The organism is Sphingopyxis sp. JAI128, assembly GCF_014207235.1.
In the GTDB taxonomy this organism is placed as follows: Bacteria; Pseudomonadota; Alphaproteobacteria; order Sphingomonadales; family Sphingomonadaceae; genus Sphingopyxis.
Genome location: NZ_JACHDA010000004.1, coordinates 258,267 through 279,689 on the forward strand (window position 1 = coordinate 258,267; position 21,423 = coordinate 279,689).

Sequence of the window (21,423 nt, forward strand, 5' to 3'; positions counted from 1 at the left end):
CTATTCCCTGCCAGTCCAGTCGCCATGCTGGCCCATCCACAGGGTGACGGCGGCGATCGCCGCGGTTTCTGCGCGCAGGATGCGCGGGCCGAGCGCGATGCGGCGAACCGCGGAATGGGCGCGAAGCATATCGCGCTCGCGCGCCGTAAAGCCCCCTTCGGGCCCGGTCAGGATCGCCGCCGGTGCGGGCGCGCCAACCGCTGCGAGCGGCGCGCCTCCCGCCTCGTCGGCGAACAGCAGCGTGCGGTCCGCCGACCAGCCTTTGAGCAGCTGCGGCAGTTTGACGGGGTCGGCCAGCGCCGGGAGCGCGGTGCGGCCGCATTGCTCGCACGCTTCGACGATCTGGGCCTCGAGCCGTTCCTGCTTGACGCGTTCGACGATCGTGCGCTCGGTGATGACGGGCTGAAGCCGGGCGACGCCGAGTTCGGTCGCCTTTTCGATGATCCAGTCGAGCCGCGCTTTCTTGACCGGCGCGAAGCACAGCCAGAGGTCGGGGACGTGCTCGATGTCGCGGGTCTGGCGATCGATGCGCAGCGTCAGCGAACGTTTCGCCGTCTCGGCAACGATCGCGAGCCATTCGCCGCTGCGATTGTCGAACAGCAGGACCGGATCGCCGGCCTTCATTCGCATGACGCCCAGCAGGTAGTGCGCGGCATTGCCGTCGATCGCTACGGAGGCATCGAGCGCCAGGGGCTGGTCGACGAACAGGCGGGGCGTGCTGGCGGGCGGCCAGGCGGGCGTGGCGGGCATGAGAGGGGCGATAGCAGACCGCGAAATTTTGCGCATCTGTTGCCTTGCGGGGGGCGAAGCTGTCCCGATCCGGGTCGGATCGGCCGTTTCGAGGCGATATGCCCGCCCCTCCGATTAGCGGTTTGGTAAGCAGTTTCCCCCTAGTGCAACGATGCCAGCCACGCATCTGAGTGGGCCGCGTGTCTGGACCAAGAGGGGTTAGACTATGCGAGGGACCGTATTCAGCCGGCTGCGGCTGGGCGCTAGCAATCTTTTGCGCGACCGGCGCGGCAACGTCTATTTCCTGACCGCGGCGGCGCTTGTGCCCGTCGTGGCCATGGTCGGGTCGGGCATCGATATCGGGCGCGGCTATATGGCGCAGCTCCGCTTGCAGCAGGCTTGCGACGCGGGCGTGCTCGCGGGGCGCCGCGCCATGACCGGCACCGAATATTCGGCGTCGGCCAAGGCCGAAGCCAACAAGATGTTCAACTATAATTATTCCACCGACAAATATGGCAGCAGCCAGGTGAGCTTCGCGTCGCAGGCATCGGGCCCGTCGAGCGTCGTCGGCACCGCGCGCGCCTATTTGCCGACCGCGGTGATGCGGATCTTCGCCTACCCGGGTTTCGACCTGACCGCCAATTGTACCGCGAAGCTCGAAATCTCGAACGCCGACATCATGATGGTGCTCGACGTCACGGGGTCGATGGCGCAGACCAATTCGGGCGACTCGGTCAACCGCATTTCGGCGCTCAAGACCGCGACGATGGACTTTTTCGACACGATGACGGGCGCGCAGATCGGCGACGGCCGGCTGCGTTTCGGCGTCGTGCCGTACAGCTCGGCGGCGAATGTCGGCAAGATCCTCTACGACAAGAATCCGGCCTGGCTCGCCGACAATACCGAGCTGTGGTCGCGTTCGGCGAAGATGAAGACGGTCTATTCGAACCCGTCTTATGAGGAAGACGACGATTATCAGAACGGCACGACCAGCTATGGCAGCTGGTCGACGCTGAACAGCACCAACTACGGCCAGTCGACGTGCGAATCCGAAACGCCGCCCGCCGATACGACGCCGACGTCGCAGGGCAACCCGTCGGCGAACCAGACCAACCAATATGTCGACAGCGACGGCAACCGCGTCACCACTTACGACACGAGCCAGACCTATCGCTATTATACGCACCGCTATAGATGGAAACCCGGCAGCTGGAATGTTAAGGCCTATTGTGCGCTGGAACGCCGCACCGCGACCTTTACCCGGACGCATACGACCACGGTGACCGAGACCCCGACGCTCGTCTTCGACAATAAATATATCTACCAGAAGCGGAACTTCGACGTTGCCCAGGCCAAGGGCGGATCGTCGTTCGAAAATGACACCGGCGATTCGGGCGCGAAGATCTTTTCGACCTGGGGCGGGTGTGTCATCGAGCGCGGGACCGAGGCGTTCGGTCCGAACGAGACCGCGCCAAACGCCGCCTATGACATGGATGTCGATACCGCACCGGGCAGCGACCCGATCACGAAATGGCAATTGCTGGTGCCCGAAATCGCCTTCCCCTTTGCCAGCGGCCCGGGAAGCACGCCCTCGTCGGCAAGCGAAGTCACCGTGAACAGCAGCAGCGTCAGCGGCGACGGCAGCACCAACGGAAGCTGGCAGCGCTTTTCGAAATATTGGTCGAACGGCTGGGGCGTGTGCCCGGCCGCGGCGATGAAGCTGACGACACAGACGGCGAACGACCGGTCGAGCTTCAACAGCTACATCAATTCGCTCCAGCCGGTCGGTGGTACCTATCACGACGCGGGCATGGTGTGGGGTGTGCGGCTGTTGTCGGCGGACGGCATGTTCTCCGACGAAAATGCCGCCGCGCCGAACGGCCGGCCGATCAGCCGCCACATCATCTTCATGACCGACGGCGAAATGTCGGCAAACATGGGCAATCTGTCGTTCCAGGGGTATGAATGGAAGGACAAGCGCGTCGGCGGCACAAGCGATTCATCGCTGACCGCGCGGCACAACAACCGCTTCCTGCAACTGTGCGAAAAGGCCAAGGCCAAGAATATCACGGTCTGGGTGGTCGGTTTCGGCGTGACGCTCAACGACCAGCTGACCAAATGCGCGTCGTCGGGCAAGGCATATCAGGCGAACAATGCGTCGCAGCTGAACGATCATTTCCAGGCGATCGCGCGCCAGATTTCCAAACTGCGGTTGGCCGAATGATGCGCCGGCTCATCCTGCTCCGCCGGCTTGGCCGCGACCAGCGCGCGAACGTCATCATCGAGTTTGCGCTCGCCGGGCCCTTCTTCCTGCTGCTGGTGATGGGGCTGTTCGACTATAGCTGGCAGATGTACGCCAACCAGGTGTTGCAGGGCGCGGTCGCCAATGCTGCGCGCGACGCGACGCTCGAAATCAATGCGGGCAACCAGGTTGCGCTCGACAACAATGTCAAACAGCAGGTGCAGAATGTGTTCAAGGACGCGGACCTGACCTTCGAGCGCAAGGCCTATGAAAGCTTCGACCAGATCGGCGATCCCGAGGTCGCGGTGCCGAACGACACGGGCTATTGCTTCGACGACCTCAACAATAATGGAAGGCTGGACGACGATGTCGGCAGCGACGGCAACGGCAGCGCCGAAGATGTCGTGCTGTACACGGTCAAGATGAAGTTCGATCGCATCCTGCCGGTCTGGCACATGCTGGGCCAGCCGAAGGAAACGACGCTGACCGCGACGTCGGTGCTGCGCAACCAGCCCTATGGTGCGAATACGTCGACCAGCAAGAATATCTGCGTGAAGACATGACGATCGGAACGGAGCCTTCCATGCGACTGAAGACCATCCTGACCCGCGCCCGCGCGCTTCCGGCGCGGCTTGCGCGCCGCGCCCGGCTGGCCCGCGACACGCGCGGAACCGTCATCATCGAAATGGCCTTTGCCGTGCCGCTGCTCGTGCTCCTCGGTTTTGGGGGGCTGGAAATGGCCTATCTGACGCTCGCCAACACGCGGATCAGCCAGATCGGCCTCAGCGCCGCCGACAATGCCTCGCGCATCGCGGCGGGTACGTCGCTGTCGCTGCCGCAGATCCGCGAACTCGACATCAACGAGGTGTTCACGGGTGTCGAGGAACAGGCGAGGGGACTCGAATTCAAGAAACATGGACGCATCATCCTGTCGAGCCTCGAACGCAATCCCGAGGGCGGCCAATGGATTCACTGGCAGCGCTGCTATGGCGACCTCAAGGCAGCGTCGAGCTATGGCCTCGAAGGCAAGGGCAAGACCGGCACCGATTTCAAGGGCATGGGCCCGGAGGGCCGCGAAGTCACCGCGGCGGCCGGTACGGCGGTCATGTTCGTGGAAATCGTCTATGAATATCAGCCGCTGGCGTTCGGTTCGTGGCTGGGCCCGCGGACAATCCGTTCGACGGCGGCGTTCAACATCCGCGAATCGCGCGACCTCAGCAAGGTTCATGGCCCGGGGATCAAGTCGGTCTGCACCTAGGGCCAGGACCCTGAACCGCCGATAACCGCGGATTGCCAATCGGGCATTTATCGCGGCCGCACCGGCTGCTACATGCGCCGCTGCCGATGACTGCCACCCATCCTCCCGACAGCCAGCTTCGCGGTTTCGTTGCCCTGCTGCCCGCCGCGACCCGGCCCTATGCGCTGCTGGCGCGATTCGACCGGCCGATCGGCTGGTGGCTGCTGTATTGGCCGTGCGCGTTCGGCGTCGCGCTCGGCGGCGGAGCGCTCAGCCGCTGGCCGCTGCTGCTGTGGTTCCTGCTCGGCGCGATCGCGATGCGCGGGGCGGGGTGCGTCTATAACGATATCGTCGATCGCGACCTCGACGCGAAAGTCGCGCGCACCGCGTCGCGACCGGTGGCGAGCGGGGCGGTGTCGGTGCGGAATGCCGGGCTGTGGACGGCGCTGCTCGCGCTCGTCGGGCTGCTGGTGCTCGTCCAGCTGCCGCGCCCGGCGCAGATCGTCGCGCTCGCCAGCCTGATCCTCGTCGCCGCCTATCCTTTCATGAAGCGCATCACCTGGTGGCCGCAGGCGTGGCTGGGGCTGGTGTTCAGCTGGGGCGCGCTCGTCGCGTGGGTCGCGGTGGGCGGGGCGCAGGGAATGGCATTGCCCTTGCTCTATGCCGGCTGCATCGCGTGGGTGATCGGCTATGACACCATCTATGCCTTGCAGGACATCGAGGACGATATGCTCGTCGGCGTCAAATCGAGCGCGCGCGCGATGGGCGGGCAGGTGAAGAGCGGGGTCGCGCTCTGCTATGCCGCGGCGCTCGGCTGCTGGGGCGGCGCGCTGTGGGCGGTGCGGCCCGACCCGCTGGTGCTGGTGGCACTGATCCCCGCGGCGGTGCAGCTGACCGGGCAGGTAGTAACACTCGATCCCGCGAGCGGCGAGGATGCACTGGCGAAATTCCGCAGCAACCGCTTTGCCGGGCTGCTCGTCTTTGCGGCGATGCTGGTGGTGGGGATGGCGCGCTGAATCGATCCTTCCCTGTGCCGCAGGCATGGGGGGTGGCAGCGGCACGGCCGCTGACGGGGGGCTGACAGCGCATCGTCGCGGCCCTGCACCGCCGCCCGCACTCCCCGTCCCCACCGCTTCGCCGCAGGGAGGATTATTCGGCGGCGAGCAGTTCCTCGGCGCCGCCAAGATCGACCGAGACGAGACGGCTGACGCCGCGCTCGATCATCGTCACCCCGAACAGGCGGTGCATGCGCGCCATCGTCACGGCATTGTGCGTGACGATCAGGTAGCGCGTGTTGGTTTCGCGGCTCATCCGGTCGAGCAGGTCGCAGAAGCGCTCGATATTCGCGTCGTCGAGCGGCGCGTCGACCTCGTCAAGCACGCAAATCGGCGCCGGGTTGGTGAGGAACAGGCCAAAGATCAGTGCGACGGCGGTGAGCGCCTGTTCGCCGCCCGACAGCAGGGTGAGCGTGCCGAGCCGCTTGCCCGGCGGCTGCGCCATGATTTCGAGCCCCGCTTCCAGGGGGTCGTCCGAATCGACGAGTTCGAGATGCGCCTGGCCGCCGTTGAACAGCGTTGTGAAGAGGCGCTGGAAATGGCCGTTCACCGCCTCGAACGCCGCGAGCAGGCGCGCGCGGCCCTCGCGATTGAGGCTGCCGATCGATCCGCGGAGACGATTGACCGCTTGCGTCAGTTCCTCGATCTCGGCGGCGCTCTTCTCGCGCTCGGTGTCGAGTTCGACGAGTTCGTCGGCGGCGACGAGGTTGACCGGGCCCAGCCGTTCGCGGTCGGCGATCAGCCGGTCGTGCTGCGCCGATTCGGCGTTGGCATCGCCGACGCTCGCACTCTCGAAACCTGCCTTCTGCGGGAGGAGCGGCGGTGGGCATTCGAAGCGTTCGCCCGACAGGCGCCCCATCTCGATGCGGCGGAGTTCGGCGTTTTCAGAGCGCGCCACCGCGCCCGCGCGCGTTTCGCGCGCGCCGGCGACGCGCTCGCGGATCGCGTTCAATGCGGTTTCGGCTTCGCGGAGAGCGGCCTCGGCGGCGCGCTCCTGCGCTTCGGCGGCGGCGACCTTGTCGCGCAGCGCCGCCTGCTGCGCTTCGGCAGCGCAGCGCTGTTCGGCAAGTTCCGCCGGCACATCGGCAAGCTTGGCGGCCTCGGCCGCCAGCGCCTCGGCGCGCTTGTCCATCTCGGTCACGCGGCGTGCGGCTTCGCCGGCGCGCGCTTTCCAGCTCTTGATTTCGGCGCTGACGACCGCCTGCCGTTCGCTCAGCGACGCGAGCGTGCGTTCGTGCGCGGCCAGGGCATCGCGCGCGGTGCCGGCGTCGGCGCGCGCGCGTTCGGTCGCCTGTTCCTCGGCGTCGAGCGCCGCCCGCGCAATGCTGTCGTCGGGAAGCGCGGTAAGAACGGCCTGCTGCACCGCCAGCGCGTCGGCGGCTTCCTTCGCGGCTTCGGCGATTTCGGCGAGGCGGCGGTCGAACAGGGCGGCCGCGTCGCGGTGACGATCGAGCGCAGCTTGCGCCTGGTCGGCAGCGCGCAACGCGTTGCGCCGTTCTTCGTCGGCCGCGGCAAGCGCCTTGCGTGCCGTGGCAGCGGCTTCGGTCAGCGCGGCGGCTTTCGCGGCCGCGGCGTCGCGCCGGTCGCTCAGTTCCTGCACGCCGAGTTCGATCTGCGGCCGCTGCGCGGCAAGCGCCTCGAGGCGGTTCTGGCGTTGCAGCCGCTCGGTCGCGGTCGCGCCGTCGCCGCGGGTGGCAAAACCGTCCCAGCGGCGCATCATCCCGTCGAGGGTGACCAGGCGCTGGCCGACCGCGAGCGGCTGATCCTCGTCGGTTTCGGCGACCGCCACCTGTGCGAGGCGTCGGGCCAGTGCGCCGGGCGCCTGGACGAACTCGCCCAGCGCCTTGCTGCCGGTCGGAAGCGCCGGATCGTCCCCCCCCTTGTCGGCGCCGCGCCAACTGCGCGGAGCATCCCTGTCGGTGCCGGCGTCGAGGTCGTCGCCGAGCGCGGCGGCGAGTGCGGCTTCATAACCCGGCGCAACCCGCAGCTGATCGAGGATGCGGCCCTCGTCGCTGCGCGCGGCGGCAAGCGCGCGTTCGAGCGTCGTCGCCTCGCCATCGAGCGCGGCAAGCGCGGCGCGCGCCTCGGCCAGCCCCGCCTCGACGCCTGCGAGGTCGGCGGCGGTCGTCTCGCGATCGGCCTCGGCCTCCTGCAGCGCGCTTTCGGCGGCGGCGATCGCGCTTTCGGCCGCGTCGGCGGCTTTCACGCTGTCGGCGTGCTTCGCGGCGAGCGCGGCGCTGTCGCCGAGCGCGGCCAGATCGGCGTCGACGCGCGTCTTGTCGTTCGCCACGCGGCGCACCGCGGCTTCGGCGCTTTCCACCGCCGATACGGCGATGCGCCGGTCGGCCGCCTCGCTTGCCGCTTTTGCGCGCGCTTGCGCAAGCGCGACTTCGGCGTCGCGAAGGCGGGCCTGCGCGGCGAGGCTGGCGTCGGCGAGCGCGGTCTTGCCGGCATCGTGTCCGGCGATGTCCTGCGCGAGCTTTTTGGTTTCGGCGTCGAGCGCGGTCAGCGCGGCATGGGCTTCGCGCGCGAGCTCGCCTTCGTGCGCGCGGTCGTCGGCGATGCGCCGCTGTTGCGCGGCCAGATCCTCGAGCCGCTGAAGCGCGGCGCGCTCTTCGCCCTGCAATCTCACCTGGGTTGCGGTCGCCTCGGCGAGCGCCTCGCGCTGTGCCTGCGCATCGCTGCGTGCTGCGGCGACGCGGGTGGCGACCTCGACCTGCGCTGTCGTCACGGTTTCGAGTTCGTCCTGCGCGGTCTTGACCGCCGCCTCGGCCGCATCGGCGTCGCGGCGCGCCTGATCGGCGGCGGCGGCGGCGTCGCGCCAGCGCGCATAGATCAGCCGCCCCTCGGCAATGCGAATATCATCGGAGAGATTCTTGTATTTCTCCGCCGCCCGCGCCTGCCGCCGGAGGGCATTGGCGCGCACTTCCATATCGGCGACGATTTCGGAAAGCCGCGTCAGGTTGGTCTCGGTCGCGCGCAGCTTCTGCTCGGCATCCTTGCGCCGCACATGGAGGCCCGCGATCCCGGCCGCCTCTTCGAGCATCGCGCGGCGGTCGGTGGGCTTCGCGGCAATGACGTTGGCGATCTTGCCCTGGCTGACGAGCGCGGGGCTATGCGCGCCGGTCGCGGCGTCGGCAAAGATCAGCGCGACGTCCTTTGCACGCACGTCGCGGCCATTGGCGCGATAGGCGCTTCCCGCGCCGCGTTCGATGCGGCGGATGACTTCCAGATCGTCGCCGTCGTTCGAATCCGACAGCCCCGCAACGAGTGCGCCCTCGGTATCGCAGTGGAGCGCGACCTCGGCGAAATCGCGCGCGGGACGCGACGAGGTGCCGGCGAAGATGACATCCTCCATCCCGCCGCCGCGCATCGATTTGGGCGAAGATTCGCCCATCACCCAGCGGATCGCTTCCAAGAGGTTCGACTTGCCGCAGCCATTGGGCCCGACGACGCCGGTCAGCCCCGGCTCGATGCGCAGTTCGGTGGGTTCGACGAAGCTTTTGAAACCGGTCAGGCGCAGCCGCTTTATCTGCACGGGATAGGTCCGGGCAGCTTAACGAATCGGAGCTGGTGCAACCTTGGTGTCACATATCCCCCATGAAGCCGTCATGCCGCGTGGCGGGGGGAGTCGCAAGGGGCAGGATTTGCCTGCCCCTCGCTCATTTCAGCGTCAGCGCGCGCCCATCGTGCGCAGGCGGTCGCGCAGCGGACCCCAAGAGGCGACACCCTCGACGACCTGGCCGTTGATGGCGAAGGTCGGGGTGCCGGTGATCTGATATTTTTCGACCCCGGCGTTGGTGCCTTTTTCGATCGCTTCGACATTTTCGACCTTGCCGAGGCACTGCTGGATCGTCGCGGCGGGGACGCCGCGCTGCTGGTAGAATTGGTCGATCCCCCAACCCTTGGCGAGCGCAGTGAAGCGCTGTGCCGGCGGCAGCTTCGTCGCTTCCTCGATCCCCGGCTGGGGTTTCGATGCGCCGGCGATGAAGGCTTCATGCTCGATGAAGGTCGCGTCGGCGAGCGGGAAGAAGCGGTCGGGCCCGGTGCATTTGACGATCGCGCCGGCGATCGCATCGACCGGGTGCAGCATGAAGGGCGTCAGCTTGTACGAAACGCGGCCGGTGTCGACGAAGTCGCGCTTCAGTTCCTCGTGCGAATCCTGCGCGAACTTCGCGCAGTGGCCGCAGGTGAAGGCGCCAAATTCCTCGAGCTTGATCGGCGCGTCGGGGTTGCCCATGACGACGCCGTCGCCTTCGACGCGTACGACTTGCGACCAGCTCTTGCCGGCGGGCGGTGCGACCTTTGCGACTACCTCCTGCTCCTTGGCGGGGTCGTCGGCGCCGCCGCCGCAGCTGGCGAGTGCGAACGCGCCGAGCGAGGACAGAAGGGCGATACGAAGCGATGCGTTCATCTTTGTCTTTCTCCACGGAAACGGGAATGGGGGGCTTTTAGGAAGCCTTGAGCGCGAGGTCGAGTTTGGATTTGAGCGCGGGCCAGGTGGTAACTTCGGCGTTGCGGCCGTTGACGAAGAAACTTGGCGTGCCGGTGACGCGGTCGGCATTGAGGCCGATGTTGGTCATGCCGGTAAGTTCGGCCTGCGCGACTTCGCTGTCGAGCGCGGCGTCGAGTTGTGCCTGCGTATAGCCGCGGCCGCGCATCAGCGCGACGAGGCCGGTGGCAGCGGCGATCTTGCGCGCGCGCTGGCCAGTGTCGCCTTCGAGCCAGCTTTTCTTTTGCGCCTCGCTCGCTTTCTGGACCTTGTCCATGATGGCGGGGAAGGCGGCAAAGATGGCCTGATGATTGCCCGCGAAGCCCTTGGCGCCGCCCGCCCGCGCGAGCAGCGCCGCGACCATGTCGACGGGATCGCGAACCAGGTTGCGATATTCGAACAGGATCAGGCCGCGGTCGATATAGCCGGTCTTCAGCGGTAGCGAGCCCGCTTTGGCAAAATCGGCGCAGACGTGGCAGGTGTAGCTGAAATATTCGACCAGCTTCACCTTCGCCGCGGGGTTGCCGACGAGGAAGGCGCCGATCGGGCTGGTCGTAACGGTCGCCGACCAGGCGGGCCTGGCGGGGGTCGCGGCGAGCAATGTCAGCGCGGCGCCCGAAATTGCGAGGACCGCGGCGCGGCGATCGATGTGCGGATCGTCAAAAGCGGACATGAAATACACCCTATCTGATACGGGGCAGCTTGGGCGGCGTCGCGAGCCCGGCTGCCATGCGTTCGAGCACGGTGCGCAGTTCCGGGTCGCCGATGTCGCGTAAACTGTCCCCCAGTTCGGCGGGTACGGGTTTCAGCATTGCCGGCGGCTGAACGGGCGCGGCCGGCGTAACCTGGCCGTGCGTCATGCGGACCTGCGCGACCGCGGCATAGCCGAAGAAGCGATTGACCGAAGCGACGATGTCGGGGGCGACATGTTGCAGCATTGGCGCGTGCGCCCCGCTGATCGTCAGGTGCAGCGTCCCGCCCGCCTTTTGCCCAGCAGGAAATCGGATCATCGCTGGCTGCGTGACGTCGGCGAGCCGGTCGCCGACGATCTCGCGCCAGCGGCTGACTACCGACGCCTGGATGAAGCCGAATTTGCGGAACGCGGCGCGGCCGATTTCTGGAACGAGGTCGGATATCATGCGCGCTTCGCCGCCGCGCGGGCGTTCATAGGCGCGCACCGGCGCCTTCGCGGCCTTCGCCCCGGTCTTGGCCCCAGTCTTGGCCTTTGCCTTTTTGGCCGGCCGATCCTCGCCTGCGTCTTTCGTCATGGCGGGTGCCATGCCATAGGCGAGGGGTGAGCGTCCAGACTTCGAGCATCGCAGCAACCATCGCCGACGTCTTCGCGGACCGGCTCCTCGCCTGGTACGACCGCGCCGCGCGCGACCTGCCCTGGCGGATCGCGCCGAACAGCGACGAAACCCGCGATCCCTATCGTATCTGGCTTGCCGAGGTGATGCTCCAGCAAACGACCGTTGCGGCGGTCGCGGGCTATTTCGCCCGCTTTACCGAACGTTGGCCGACCGTCGCCGATCTAGCTGCGGCCGACGATGCCGATGTCATGGCGGCGTGGGCGGGGCTTGGCTATTATGCCCGCGCGCGCAACCTGCTCGCCTGTGCGCGCGCCGTCGTTGCCGATCATGGCGGGCATTTCCCCGACAGCGAAGCCGCGCTGCGCGCGCTGCCGGGCATCGGCGACTATACCGCGGCGTCGGTCGCGGCGATCGCATTCGGGCAGCACGCGGTGGTGGTCGATGCGAATATTGAGCGCGTGATTGCCCGTCACCGGTGGATCGAAACGCCGTTGCCGATGGCAAAGCGCGAGATACGGGCCACACTGGCGCCGCTCGTCCCGGCGGCGCGGCCGGGCGACTTTGCGCAGGCTCTGATGGACCTTGGCGCCACCGTCTGTACGCCGCGCGGACCTGCCTGCGCGATCTGCCCGGTGATGGCCGACTGCCGCGCGCGTGGGCGGCCCGATATCGAGCGCCTGCCGGTCAAGCCGCCGAAAAAGACGAAGCCGCATCGCTATGGGCTGGCGCACTGGATCGAAGTCGACGGCAGGATATGGCTGGTCAAGCGTCCCGCGAAGGGCATGCTCGGCGGCATGCGTGCGCTACCCGGCGGCGACTGGACCGACGTGCGGCCGGCCGAGTCGGGAATCGTCAGCGTCGATCATGGTTTCACCCATTTCGACCTGACGCTGGCATTGGTGCGGCGCGAACCCCCCGCCGAGGGGGCCTCGGAAGCCCCGGATGCCGCAACGGAAGGCGGCTGGTGGCCGATCGCGGGCCTTGACGCGGCCGGGCTGCCGACGCTCTATCGCAAACTGACCGACAAGATGCTGGAGAGAGACGCATGAACATGATGGTGTCACGCCGCGCGCTGATGGGTGGAATGGCGCTGGCGGGTGCGGGTGCGTTGCTGCCGCGCGCGGCGCTGGCATGGAAAGTCGACGGCGCGGCGCTCTATCCCGCGACCAACGCCTTCATCAAGGGCTTCGTCGATCGCCGCGAACTGGCCGGCACGCTCGCCGCGATCGGCAAGGGGCAGGAGGGGGCTGCCTTTTTCGGCGCGGGCGTCCAGTCGATCGGCGATGCGGTGCCGGTCGGCCCCGACACGCTGTGGCGTCTCTATTCGATGACCAAGCCGGTGACGGGCATCGCTGCGATGCTGCTGATCGAAGACGGCAAGATGACGCTCGACCAGCCGATCGCCGATTTCCTTCCCGCCTTTGCGAATATGACGGTGCAGAATGTCCCCGATGGCTCGATCACCGACGTTCGCCCGGCCAAGGGGCCGATCACGGTGCGCCAACTGCTCACCCATACGGCGGGTCTCGGCTATGGCATCATGCAGAAGGGCCCGATCAAAAAGGCCTATGACGATGCGGGCATCTTTGGCGGGCAGGTCAGCCGCCTGCCGATTCCGGGGGTGCCGACGACGAAACCCGCGCCCAGCCTGGCCGAATTTGCCGACCGGCTGGCGAAGCTGCCGCTCGTTTACGAGCCCGGAACGCGCTGGAGCTATTCGGTCAGCCTCGACCTGACCGGGCGGTTGATCGAAGTCGTGTCGGGCCAGGCGTTCGATGCTTTCCTGAAGGCGCGCATCTTCGACCCGCTGGGGATGGCGAGCACGGGCTTTCGGGTCGCCCAGCGCGATGTCGGGCGGTTCACGACCAATTATGCACCGATGGGCGGCGCGCTGTTGCCGGTCGATCCGGCGACCAGCTCGATCTATCTCGACCCGCCGCCAATCCCCTATGGCGGCGGCGGGCTGGTTTCGAGCGCGCGCGATTACGACCGCTTCCTTGCGATGCTGCTGGGTGAAGGCGCCACCGGCGGCGTGCGGGTAATTAAGCCCGAAACCGCGCGGCTCGCGATGTCGAACCTGATCGCCGACAGCGTCGATCGCAGGGGGACCTTCATTGACGGGCAGGGCTTTGGCGCGGGCGGGCGCGTGTCGCTGCCGACCTCGCCGGGCGGCGAGGGCATTTTCGGCTGGGCGGGCGCAGCGGGAACGATCGGTTTCGTCCATCGTAAGCTCGGTTATCGCGCGGCCGGCTATACGCAGATCATGCCGTCCGACGCCGTGCCTTTCCAGTCGAAGTTCGGCGAGACCTTCTTCAAGGATGTGATGGCCTGATGTCGCTTCCGCTCGGTTTCACCGGCGCGCGGCTCGACCGCGCCGACCAGCTGCGCACGAATGCAGAGGCCTTCGCCGCCGCGGTTGCCGATCCGCGCGCGCGTTGCCTCGCGCTCGACGGGATCGATTTCGTACCGGGGACAAGCGGCGGGCTGCGTTGGGAGCCGCTCGATCCCGCCGACACACGCGCGCCGATGCTGCTCGGCATCGACGAGGCGGGGGTTCCGCATTTCGTGCGCGAAGCGCCCGCGGGGGTGCGCATCGACGCGCGTTCGCGCACGGTGATGCGATTGCTGCCGCTGCTCGCGGGCGAGGAGGCGGCGCTTTATGGCGGCGCGCGCAGCCTCGTCGACTGGCACGCGCGGCACCGCTTCTGCGCGGTGTGCGGATCGCCGACCGAGCTGTTCCGCGGCGGCTGGGGGCGCAAATGCGGTGCGTGCGGCGCCGAGCATTTCCCGCGCGTTGACCCTGTCGTCATCATGCTTGCCGAATGCGAGGACCGCGTCCTCGTCGGACGGCAGGGCGGCTTTCCGCCGGGCTTCTTCTCGGCGCTTGCGGGGTTCGTCGAGCCCGGCGAATCGCTCGAGGAAGCCGTCGCGCGCGAATTGTGGGAAGAGGCGGGTATCCGCGTATCGGATGTCGCCTATGTGGCGAGCCAGCCCTGGCCCTTTCCCTCGTCGTTGATGATCGGTTGCCGCGCGACCGCCAAGGATCCCGCACTCACGCTCGACACGACCGAGATCGAGGCGGCGATGTGGGTCGACAAGGCCGAGGTGCGCGCGGCGCTGGCGGGCGATATGGCCGCGCCGTTCATGGCGCCCCCGTCGTTGGCGATCGCGCGGCATTTGCTGGAGGATTGGGCGGGTTTATAGGGCGAGGGCAATGACGGCTTTGGGATGGGGAGCCCCGCATGCTGCCTGCGCACGCAATCTACCAGCGTAGACGATTCGTGATACAACCCCACAGTGATACTCGCTCATCCACATTTACATGCGCGCCACCAAGGCGAGCGGCGGGTTGGCCAGCGAAAAGGATATTGAGCATTCCCTTGGTCAAACCTTCAGGAATAGGGATCGTTGCCGAACCAGAATCTTGGAGCACGCCATCGATAAAAACCTCTACAGTTGGAGCACTTGCCCACACGATGAGATGATCGAGGGTCCATTCAATCTCGCCAACGGCGCGACCACTAGCAGCTCTCATGGCGACGGTTGATCTAGCTGGCACAACAAACTCTTCAGCCCATGGCTCAAGCCACACCAAAAGCGCGTCGCGTCCCGGGTTAGAGAGACTCCATTGACTACCTAGATTAGCCATTGCGATCAGCATCCCAGGTTGGGCTTATGTCCGCAACCGGTCGAAACCTGCCGCAAGGCGCGGAGATCGCGAGGCTCAGAATTTCTTGCCGGTGATCCGGCTGATTTCCTTCGCCACCATCGCTTCGACGAGCGAGGGCAGGTTGGCGTCGAGCCACTCCTTGAGCATCGGGCGAAGCGCGTCGAGCACGACCTCTTCCATCGTACGGCCGGCCACCGTGGGCGCTGCGACGGTCGCGGCGGCGACGGCGGGCGTTACGGCGGCGGTCAGCGCGTCGAGCGACTGGCGCGCGGCATCGGCGCTGGCTTCGGAGACAAGCTCGTCGTCCGCACGATCGGCCTGGGCGCGGTCTTCTTCGTCCTGAAGGTCGAGGATGTCGTCGGCTTCGGGGACGCGAATTTCGCGTGCGCTACCGGGCGCTTCATCGCGAGCGATCACGCGCCGAATCGACGACAAGATATCTTCCATCGACGGTTCCCGCGACATATCGCCCATAACCAACCCCCTAAACCATCGCGCTTACCGGATGGTTAACGCGCCTCTTACCGATTCGGGGCGGCTTTTGCCAATCCTTATTGCGGCGGCAGCGACGGCGGGCCTTCGGGAACGCCGGCATTTGCCGGCGGAACGGTGCGCGTGTCGGTCGCGACCTGTTGCGGCGCCGGATCGTCGGCCCAGTCCCACAGCTCGCCCTTTACGCGCCTGTAATTGACTTCGGGATCGTAAAGCGCGCCGCCCTCGAGCCCCAAGTCGCGCGCTTCGGCCTTGCCCATCGCGGCGAGCACCGAGAAGGCGGCGACGTAGCTGTTGCGCCGTGCCGAAACGAGCTGGACCTGCGTATTCAGATATTCCTGCTCGGCGTTCAAAATATCGAGGATCGAGCGCGTGCCGACGCTGTTTTCGGCGCGCACGCCTTCCAGCGACAGCGCGTTCGCGCTGACCGCTTGCTGCGTTGCGGCAATGATCCGCTCGTTTGCTTGCCAAGCGGCGTAGGCGCCGCGCGTCTGCGCGATCACGCTGCGTTCGACTTCGATATATTGTTCCATCGCCTGGCTGCTGCGTGACTGTGCCTGGCGGACCTGCGCCGAACGGCGCCCGCCGGTGAAGATCGGCAGCGTGACCTGCACGCCCGCCGCGGCGCTGGAGGTTTCCTGTGTCACGCTGACGCCGGGAACGCCGCTGTCGAGCGAACCGAGATAATTATTATAGCCGCCGTTCAGGATCGCCGACACTTTGGGCGCGCGCGACGATTTGGCGGTGCCGATGTCGGCTTTCGATGCGTTGACCTGCTGGTTCGCCGATTCGATGTCGGGGTTGCTGTTGAGCGCGACCGCGACGGCCTCTTCGGCGGTGCCGGGCAGGTTCGGAAGCGTCGGCGGCGCCTCCAGATCGACCGGTGCATCGCCGACCAGGCGGATATAGGTTTCGCGGCTGGAGATCAGATTGGCTTCGGCGGTGCGCAGGTCGCCCTCGGCGAGCGCCAGCCGCGCTTCGGACTGGGCAACATCGGTGCGGGTCAGATCGCCGATTTCGAACCGGTCGCTCGTCGCCTGTAAATTGGTGCGGAGGACCGACACATTTTTTTGATTGAGCTGGACGATCGCCTGATCGCGGATCACGTCCATATAGGCGCCGACGACCTGCGAGAAGATGCTCGCTTCGGTCGCGCGTAGATCGGCCTGTCCTGCCTCGACGCGATATTTGGCCGCGCGTACCGCGTTGCGTACCGCCCCGCCCTGATAGAGCGGAACCGTCAGCTGGCCGCCCGCGCTCAGCGAGCGTGCGGGCGCGTTGAAGCTGTTGCCCGGAACGATAAGATTTTCATCATAGGTCGCCTGCGTTCCGATGTCGGGAAGGCCGTAGCTCTTCTGGATCGGGACATTCTCGTCGTTCGCGCGCTGGCCCGCGCGCGCTGCGGTCAGCGTCGGGTTATTTTCATAGGCCTTGGCCAGTGCCCCTTGCAGCGTTTCGGCGTGCGACGCGGCGGGCAGCGCCAGCGCCCCCGCCGCGAGTCCGACGAGCCAGCGCGTCCGGCGAAACTGTGTCTTGTTGGTATCGCGCATCGTCATATCAGCCTGCAACAGGGGAGAAATTGCGTCAGAATTGAAAACCCGCCGGCGCCGCAAAGCCGGGCAGCGGGGCAACGTCCATGTCGGCAAAGCTGCGCAGCGGAAGCGCACCGCCGGCCTTTACCCCCTGAACCAACCGCGTGACCGCGCCTTCGCGGCGCGCCGCGACCAGCCGGCCCCCTTCGGCAAGCTGCGTCGCGAGCGTTTCGGGGAGGATGTCGATCGCGCCTTCGATGATGATGCGGTCGAAGGGTGCGGCGTCGGGCAGACCGGCGGCCAGCGGCCCTTCGGCCCAGTGGATATTGGCGTTGTTTACGGCGCTTTGTGCCGACGCCATCAATTCGCCCTCTTCCTCAAGCGCATGGACTTCGGCACCGATCAGCGCGAGCAATGCCGCGCTATAGCCGGTGGCGCTGCCGACGAGCAGCACCCGCATCCCCGGACGAACAGCCGCGGCGACCAGCATTCGGCCAGTGACAAGCGGGGGATTGAGCACGCGGCCGTGGCCGAGCGCGATTGCCCTGTCCATATAAGCGACGCCGGCGAGCGCTGCGGGCACATATGCTTCGCGCGGCACCGCCGCCATCGCCCCAACGACCGCCGGGTCGATGACATCGTTCGTCCTGAGCTGGCTGTCGATCATTGCCGGACGCATCTCCGCGGCCGTAAATTCGCTAAACTTGGTCGCCATCAGCCTTTTCCGATTCCCTGGGGCCTCAACCTTTGCACCACAGCCCTAACCGAAGCCATGCTGTATTGCAATAGTAATACAGCCCTGTGCCATACTGCCGCCGCGCATAGCTGGCAACGCCGATGTCGCCAACCCCGCATCGCGAGCAGAGCTTCCGGCGAATCCTTGACAATGTGCCCAAAGCCCCTCACTAGCGGCGCCGTTCAACACCCGGCCGTCCGCATCCGCGGCCACGGCTTTCGGCGTGAGGCCCGATGGCGGAGTGGTGACGCAGCGGACTGCAAATCCGTATACGCCGGTTCGATTCCGGCTCGGGCCTCCATATCCTGTCAGCAGATGGCTGCTGATGGGTGAAATCACCGTTTTTCTGCTATTTGTTGGGCATTCACTGACTGCCGGTGATGGTCTCATTGCGCGCGTTTGTGGCTGTTGGGGCCCCTATTTCGGGGCAGGGATTGTCCCAGAATCCATGAGGTCCCCAAGTGGCGCTGACCGATGCCGAGATCCGGAATGCCAAGCCCCGAGAAAAGCCTTGCAAGGTCCCAGGTGCGAAGGGGTTATATCTTCAGATCAATCCGCACCGCAGCAAGCTTCGCCGGTTGGGTCAGGACACATTGATTTGGACTGACGGCTTTGATTCATGCTCGCGATGAGAAGCCGAATCTTGAACGGTTGATTGGCTGACCGACGAGCAGATGAATCGGGCCTCTATCTGGCAATCAAGGCGATCAGTTTGTGCACATCGCTCTCATCCTCGAATCCGCGCAACCTGGCGATGATGTCCCGGCTTCTCGTACGCCCGAGGAGAGGCTCGAGCAATTCGCCCGTCTTCGCTTCCAACTCGTCCAGTCCCATGGGGTGCGATGGAAAGCCGGTAACATAGGGTACGAACTTCACGAGGCTCGGCTTACGATTCCGTTCGATCGTCACCCGGGCAGATTCGACCCGCGCCTCGCCATCGGGCGCTTCCTGGGCCTTGTCCTCGATTACCTGCACCAATTTCCGAAATGCATCGATCTTCGGGTCATTATGCATTCTCTCGAGCGACTGGACGGCGGTGAAATCCAGCCGTCCGTCGATCATGATCAGCGCGGCGATATAGGGCAGGTTCAGCGCAGGCATTTTCGCGCCGGCAAAGGCGTCGGCGCGGCCGGGCATTTCGATCAGGATGCGCGTGACCTCTTCGGGCTTCACTTGCTTGCGCAGTTCGAGAAGCGCCTGGACCGCCGGCTGGGTCGGCCCGCCGGTGGGGTAACGCTTGAAGGCGGCGTGATCGAGTTCGAACTGGGTTCCCAGGCCGTCGACCAAATAGGCGCGGTCGGCCTTTTCGAACGCCGGCGAGCGAAGCCATCCGCCCTCGGCATCAAGGCTGTCCGCCACGCCGGTAAAGCCGGTTTCGACCATCAGCGCCGATTGCAGGCCATTGCGCGCACCCATGCCCGCGAACACAAAGGCCTTTTCGACATGGCGGACATCGAGCAGCCACTGCCACGAGCCCGATGCCTGCTGCGCCGAATAGCTCAGCACATGCGCGATCGCTTCGGGTTTCAGTCCCATCAGCGACGAAGAGGCGGCTGCGGTGCCGAAAACCGGCCCGATGCCATGGTTCGCGATCCCGGCGCGAAACAGGGCGGGGGTGCCGATGGCTTTGGGCATGCGGCCCGCGAGTTCATATCCCGCGATCACGGCGTTGGTGACCTGCCGCCCGGAGAGGTTCCGGGCCTCGGCCAGCGCGAATGCCGCGCTGACGATCGAGGGTCCCGGCTGGACATAGGCCGAGGGGATGAAGTCGTTGATCTCTGCGGCGTGGCCCGCCATCGCGCCCGCGAAAACGGCATCGACGATGCCCGCCCGCCCGGTGGTCCCCAAAATTGTCGAGCTGCCCTTGCCGCCCGCGCCAAGCGCATAAGCGCGGCCAAGACGCCCCGCTTCCAGATCGCGGCAGGCGACGATCGAGGCAAGGGTGTCGAGAATATGCATGCGCGCCCGTTCGCGCACCGGCTCCGGAACGGCGGCCGTCTGCGCGCCCGCGATATATTCGGTGAGCGCCGGGGTGACCGGGCGAAACGGCGTGGCCGCCGCCGCCGCCTCCGCCGCCGCTGAGGGCGCGCCCGTTCGCGATTGAGCCTTGGCGATGATCGGCGCCATGGCGCTGCCCGCAACCAGTCCCGCTATTGCGCCGCGACGCGTCATCCCGCTCATCGGCCGCGTCCTTCGGGCAGGGTGGCGAGCAGTTCGCGCTCGGCCCCGTCGGGATCGTCGACGATGCGCGGGGTCACGTCGAAGATCATCGTCGCGCGGCGCGCCGGATCATAGGTCGGCCATTGCGGAAGCGCACGCGTCTGCGGATTTCCCGTGCGGGCAAAGGCAATCCATGCGTCGCTCATCAGATCGGCGAGCTTTTGCTGTTCTGGCCCGCTGCCCGTCATCGACAGCGACTTGGCGACATTGTCGAAGACAAAGGCGATGTCGAGCGCATGGGGCGATTGCCATTTGCCGCCATCGACGGGAGTGGCCCAATCGAGCCGGTACATCCAGACAGGCGCGCCGCCCGCCTGCGATTTGCGCTCCGCCTGGGTGATCGCGGTCTTGCGATAATTGCGGTGCGTCGCGACGTGGAAAAAGATGTCGCTGGCATCGCTGGCCGGAAAGGCCTGCCGCATGCCCGCGATGATCGGGGCGGCATCGACCCCGCCGAGGAAGGGCTTCAGCCGGGCCGGCAATTCCTCCCAGCTCAGGTCGAAATTGTGCGGATCGGCGAGCCCCGCCTGCAGGCGCATCTCGGTCCGGTTCGTGCCCACGAGCAAGGGGATGTTCCGGGACAGGGGCGACGCATCGGGGGTAAAGGCATGGCGCGGCAGCGAACGGCCATCGACGACCGGCTGGAACAACCCGCCACGGGTGCGCGACTTGCGCATGGCGGCGATGAAATCCTCCATGGGCATGGCGGCCAGCGCCTCGACCGTCGGCTGGCCCGATGCCGCCAGAATATCCTTGGCAATTCCTGTCGCCAGCGGGGGTTCGAAGCCGGCCAGCGACATGGAGCCGCTCTGGGCAATCGCGCGATGGAAGAGACCCTTTGCCGGGGTAAGGCCCATCAGCGTCGACACTTTCGCGGCGCCGCCCGATTCGCCAAAGATCGTCACATTTCCGGCATCGCCGCCAATGGCCGCGGCGTTGTCGCGCACCCATTCCAGCGCGCGCACGATGTCGAGCATGCCGACATTGCCCGAATCGGCATATTTGGCATCGCCCGACAGGCCCGCGACATAAAGATGGCCGAATCCGTTCAGGCGATGGTTGATCGTGACGACCACCACATCGCCGCGGTTCGCGAGGCGCACGCCGTCATAGCCATGGCTCGAACCCGATCCGGCGAGATAGCCGCCGCCGTGCAGCCACACCATGATCGGCCGCTTGCCGCCGTCGCCGAGACCGCGCGTCCAGACGTTGAGAAACAGGCAATCCTCGCTGCGCGGGCGATCATTAGCCCAGGAGGTGAAGAGCGGGACGTCGCCGCCATCGGCCTGCGGACAGTCATTGCCATAATCGAGCGCGTCGACGGGAGCTGACCAGGGCTGCGGCGCGCGCGCGGGCTGGAACCGATAACCCTCGGTCGAAGCGGCGTAGCGCACCCCCTTAAATATTGCGACGCCATCCTCGCGCTGGCCGCGAACGGGGCCATAGCTGGTCGAGAGCAGCGGCGTGGAATCGACCGCAGGACGGGGACCGCCGCCGTTTGCCGTCGGAGCGGCGCAAGCGGCAAGGCCGAGCGCCAGACTTCCGATCAACACCAAATGTCGGACATTTCCTATCATCTATCGCTCTCCCCAGATTCGCTGCCGCCATATCGGCGATCTGGTTCCAGACTCGGGGTTAACTTACCAACAGTCAAGATTGTTTCTTGATTCAGGCGCGGGGGCGGCGCAAGAAGAGGCGACAAAAGGCC

18 protein-coding genes and 1 tRNA gene are annotated in these 21,423 nt (G+C 66.3%); 8 read left to right on the top strand and 11 right to left on the bottom strand.

The features are described from left to right. Positions 1 to 750: a 16S rRNA (uracil(1498)-N(3))-methyltransferase gene (locus HDC35_RS11970; RefSeq protein ID WP_184647027.1), complete on the bottom strand. Its 750-nt coding sequence runs from the start codon at positions 748 to 750 to the stop codon at positions 1 to 3. A gap of 205 nt (positions 751 to 955) precedes the next feature. Between HDC35_RS11970 and HDC35_RS11975 the strand changes: the two genes are divergently transcribed. The 4 genes from HDC35_RS11975 (at position 956) to ubiA (ending at position 5,224) form a co-directional block, all read left to right on the top strand. Further along, on the top strand, positions 956 to 2,953 hold the full coding sequence (locus HDC35_RS11975; protein ID WP_184647029.1) for a pilus assembly protein: 1,998 nt from the start codon (positions 956 to 958) through the stop codon (positions 2,951 to 2,953). Further along, positions 2,950 to 3,534: a TadE/TadG family type IV pilus assembly protein gene (locus tag HDC35_RS11980; RefSeq protein WP_184647031.1), complete on the top strand. Its 585-nt coding sequence runs from the start codon at positions 2,950 to 2,952 to the stop codon at positions 3,532 to 3,534. The genes HDC35_RS11975 and HDC35_RS11980 overlap by 4 nt, the downstream gene beginning before the upstream one ends. 20 nt (positions 3,535 to 3,554) lie before the next feature. Next, positions 3,555 to 4,229, top strand: coding sequence for a hypothetical protein (locus HDC35_RS11985; protein ID WP_184647033.1), 675 nt, complete (start codon positions 3,555 to 3,557; stop codon positions 4,227 to 4,229). Between the two features lie 86 nt (positions 4,230 to 4,315). Next, positions 4,316 to 5,224, top strand: coding sequence for a 4-hydroxybenzoate octaprenyltransferase (gene ubiA / locus HDC35_RS11990; protein ID WP_184647035.1), 909 nt, complete (start codon positions 4,316 to 4,318; stop codon positions 5,222 to 5,224). Positions 5,225 to 5,357: 133 nt separating this feature from the next. On the opposite strand, the gene HDC35_RS11995 is transcribed toward ubiA, so the two are convergent. The 4 genes from HDC35_RS11995 to HDC35_RS12010 all read right to left on the bottom strand — a co-directional run bounded on the left by HDC35_RS11995 (position 5,358) and on the right by HDC35_RS12010 (position 11,023). Next, a complete protein-coding gene (locus HDC35_RS11995) occupies positions 5,358 to 8,801 on the bottom strand; it encodes a chromosome segregation SMC family protein (RefSeq protein WP_184647037.1) in 3,444 nt (1,147 codons plus the stop codon). A gap of 135 nt (positions 8,802 to 8,936) precedes the next feature. Next, entirely contained in the window at positions 8,937 to 9,677 is a 741-nt protein-coding gene (locus HDC35_RS12000; protein WP_184647040.1) for a thioredoxin domain-containing protein, read from the bottom strand. Between the two features lie 37 nt (positions 9,678 to 9,714). Further along, the gene (locus HDC35_RS12005) at positions 9,715 to 10,428 is read right to left on the bottom strand and encodes a thioredoxin domain-containing protein (RefSeq protein ID WP_184647042.1); all 714 of its coding nucleotides are present in this window, start codon (positions 10,426 to 10,428) and stop codon (positions 9,715 to 9,717) included. A 10-nt stretch (positions 10,429 to 10,438) separates the two neighbouring features. Then, positions 10,439 to 11,023 carry a DUF721 domain-containing protein gene (locus HDC35_RS12010; RefSeq protein WP_409437949.1) on the bottom strand — a complete coding sequence of 195 codons (585 nt, stop codon included), beginning with the start codon at positions 11,021 to 11,023 and terminating at the stop codon, positions 10,439 to 10,441. A 26-nt stretch (positions 11,024 to 11,049) separates the two neighbouring features. Here HDC35_RS12010 and HDC35_RS12015 point away from each other — a divergent pair, with 26 nt between their 5' ends. Genes HDC35_RS12015 through nudC form a run of 3 tightly spaced genes read left to right on the top strand, consistent with a single transcriptional unit; the run spans position 11,050 to position 14,269 of the window. Beyond that, entirely contained in the window at positions 11,050 to 12,114 is a 1,065-nt protein-coding gene (locus HDC35_RS12015) for an A/G-specific adenine glycosylase (RefSeq protein WP_311770763.1), read from the top strand. Continuing rightward, the gene (locus tag HDC35_RS12020; protein ID WP_184647046.1) at positions 12,111 to 13,397 is read left to right on the top strand and encodes a serine hydrolase; all 1,287 of its coding nucleotides are present in this window, start codon (positions 12,111 to 12,113) and stop codon (positions 13,395 to 13,397) included. The genes HDC35_RS12015 and HDC35_RS12020 overlap by 4 nt, the downstream gene beginning before the upstream one ends. Continuing rightward, positions 13,397 to 14,269, top strand: coding sequence for an NAD(+) diphosphatase (gene nudC, locus HDC35_RS12025; RefSeq protein ID WP_184647048.1), 873 nt, complete (start codon positions 13,397 to 13,399; stop codon positions 14,267 to 14,269). Before HDC35_RS12020 ends, nudC begins: the two co-directional genes overlap by 1 nt. Positions 14,270 to 14,327: 58 nt before the next feature. Here nudC and HDC35_RS12030 read toward each other — a convergent pair whose 3' ends face one another. From HDC35_RS12030 to HDC35_RS12045, 4 genes are all read right to left on the bottom strand, one after another. Beyond that, a complete protein-coding gene (locus HDC35_RS12030) occupies positions 14,328 to 14,726 on the bottom strand; it encodes a hypothetical protein (RefSeq protein ID WP_184647049.1) in 399 nt (132 codons plus the stop codon). A gap of 63 nt (positions 14,727 to 14,789) precedes the next feature. Beyond that, a complete protein-coding gene (locus HDC35_RS12035; RefSeq protein ID WP_409437950.1) occupies positions 14,790 to 15,182 on the bottom strand; it encodes a DUF2497 domain-containing protein in 393 nt (130 codons plus the stop codon). 104 nt (positions 15,183 to 15,286) lie between these two features. Next, the gene (locus tag HDC35_RS12040; protein ID WP_184647053.1) at positions 15,287 to 16,777 is read right to left on the bottom strand and encodes a TolC family outer membrane protein; all 1,491 of its coding nucleotides are present in this window, start codon (positions 16,775 to 16,777) and stop codon (positions 15,287 to 15,289) included. A 34-nt stretch (positions 16,778 to 16,811) separates the two neighbouring features. Then, a complete protein-coding gene (locus HDC35_RS12045; protein ID WP_184647055.1) occupies positions 16,812 to 17,474 on the bottom strand; it encodes a protein-L-isoaspartate O-methyltransferase in 663 nt (220 codons plus the stop codon). 248 nt (positions 17,475 to 17,722) lie between these two features. Between HDC35_RS12045 and HDC35_RS12050 the strand changes: the two genes are divergently transcribed. Continuing rightward, positions 17,723 to 17,796, top strand: a tRNA-Cys gene (locus tag HDC35_RS12050). A 386-nt stretch (positions 17,797 to 18,182) separates the two neighbouring features. Here HDC35_RS12050 and HDC35_RS12055 read toward each other — a convergent pair. Next, a complete protein-coding gene (locus HDC35_RS12055) occupies positions 18,183 to 19,676 on the bottom strand; it encodes an MmgE/PrpD family protein (RefSeq protein ID WP_184647057.1) in 1,494 nt (497 codons plus the stop codon). Further along, entirely contained in the window at positions 19,673 to 21,268 is a 1,596-nt protein-coding gene (locus HDC35_RS12060; protein WP_311770768.1) for a carboxylesterase family protein, read from the bottom strand. The genes HDC35_RS12055 and HDC35_RS12060 overlap by 4 nt, the downstream gene beginning before the upstream one ends. Between the last annotated feature and the right edge of the window lie 155 nt (positions 21,269 to 21,423).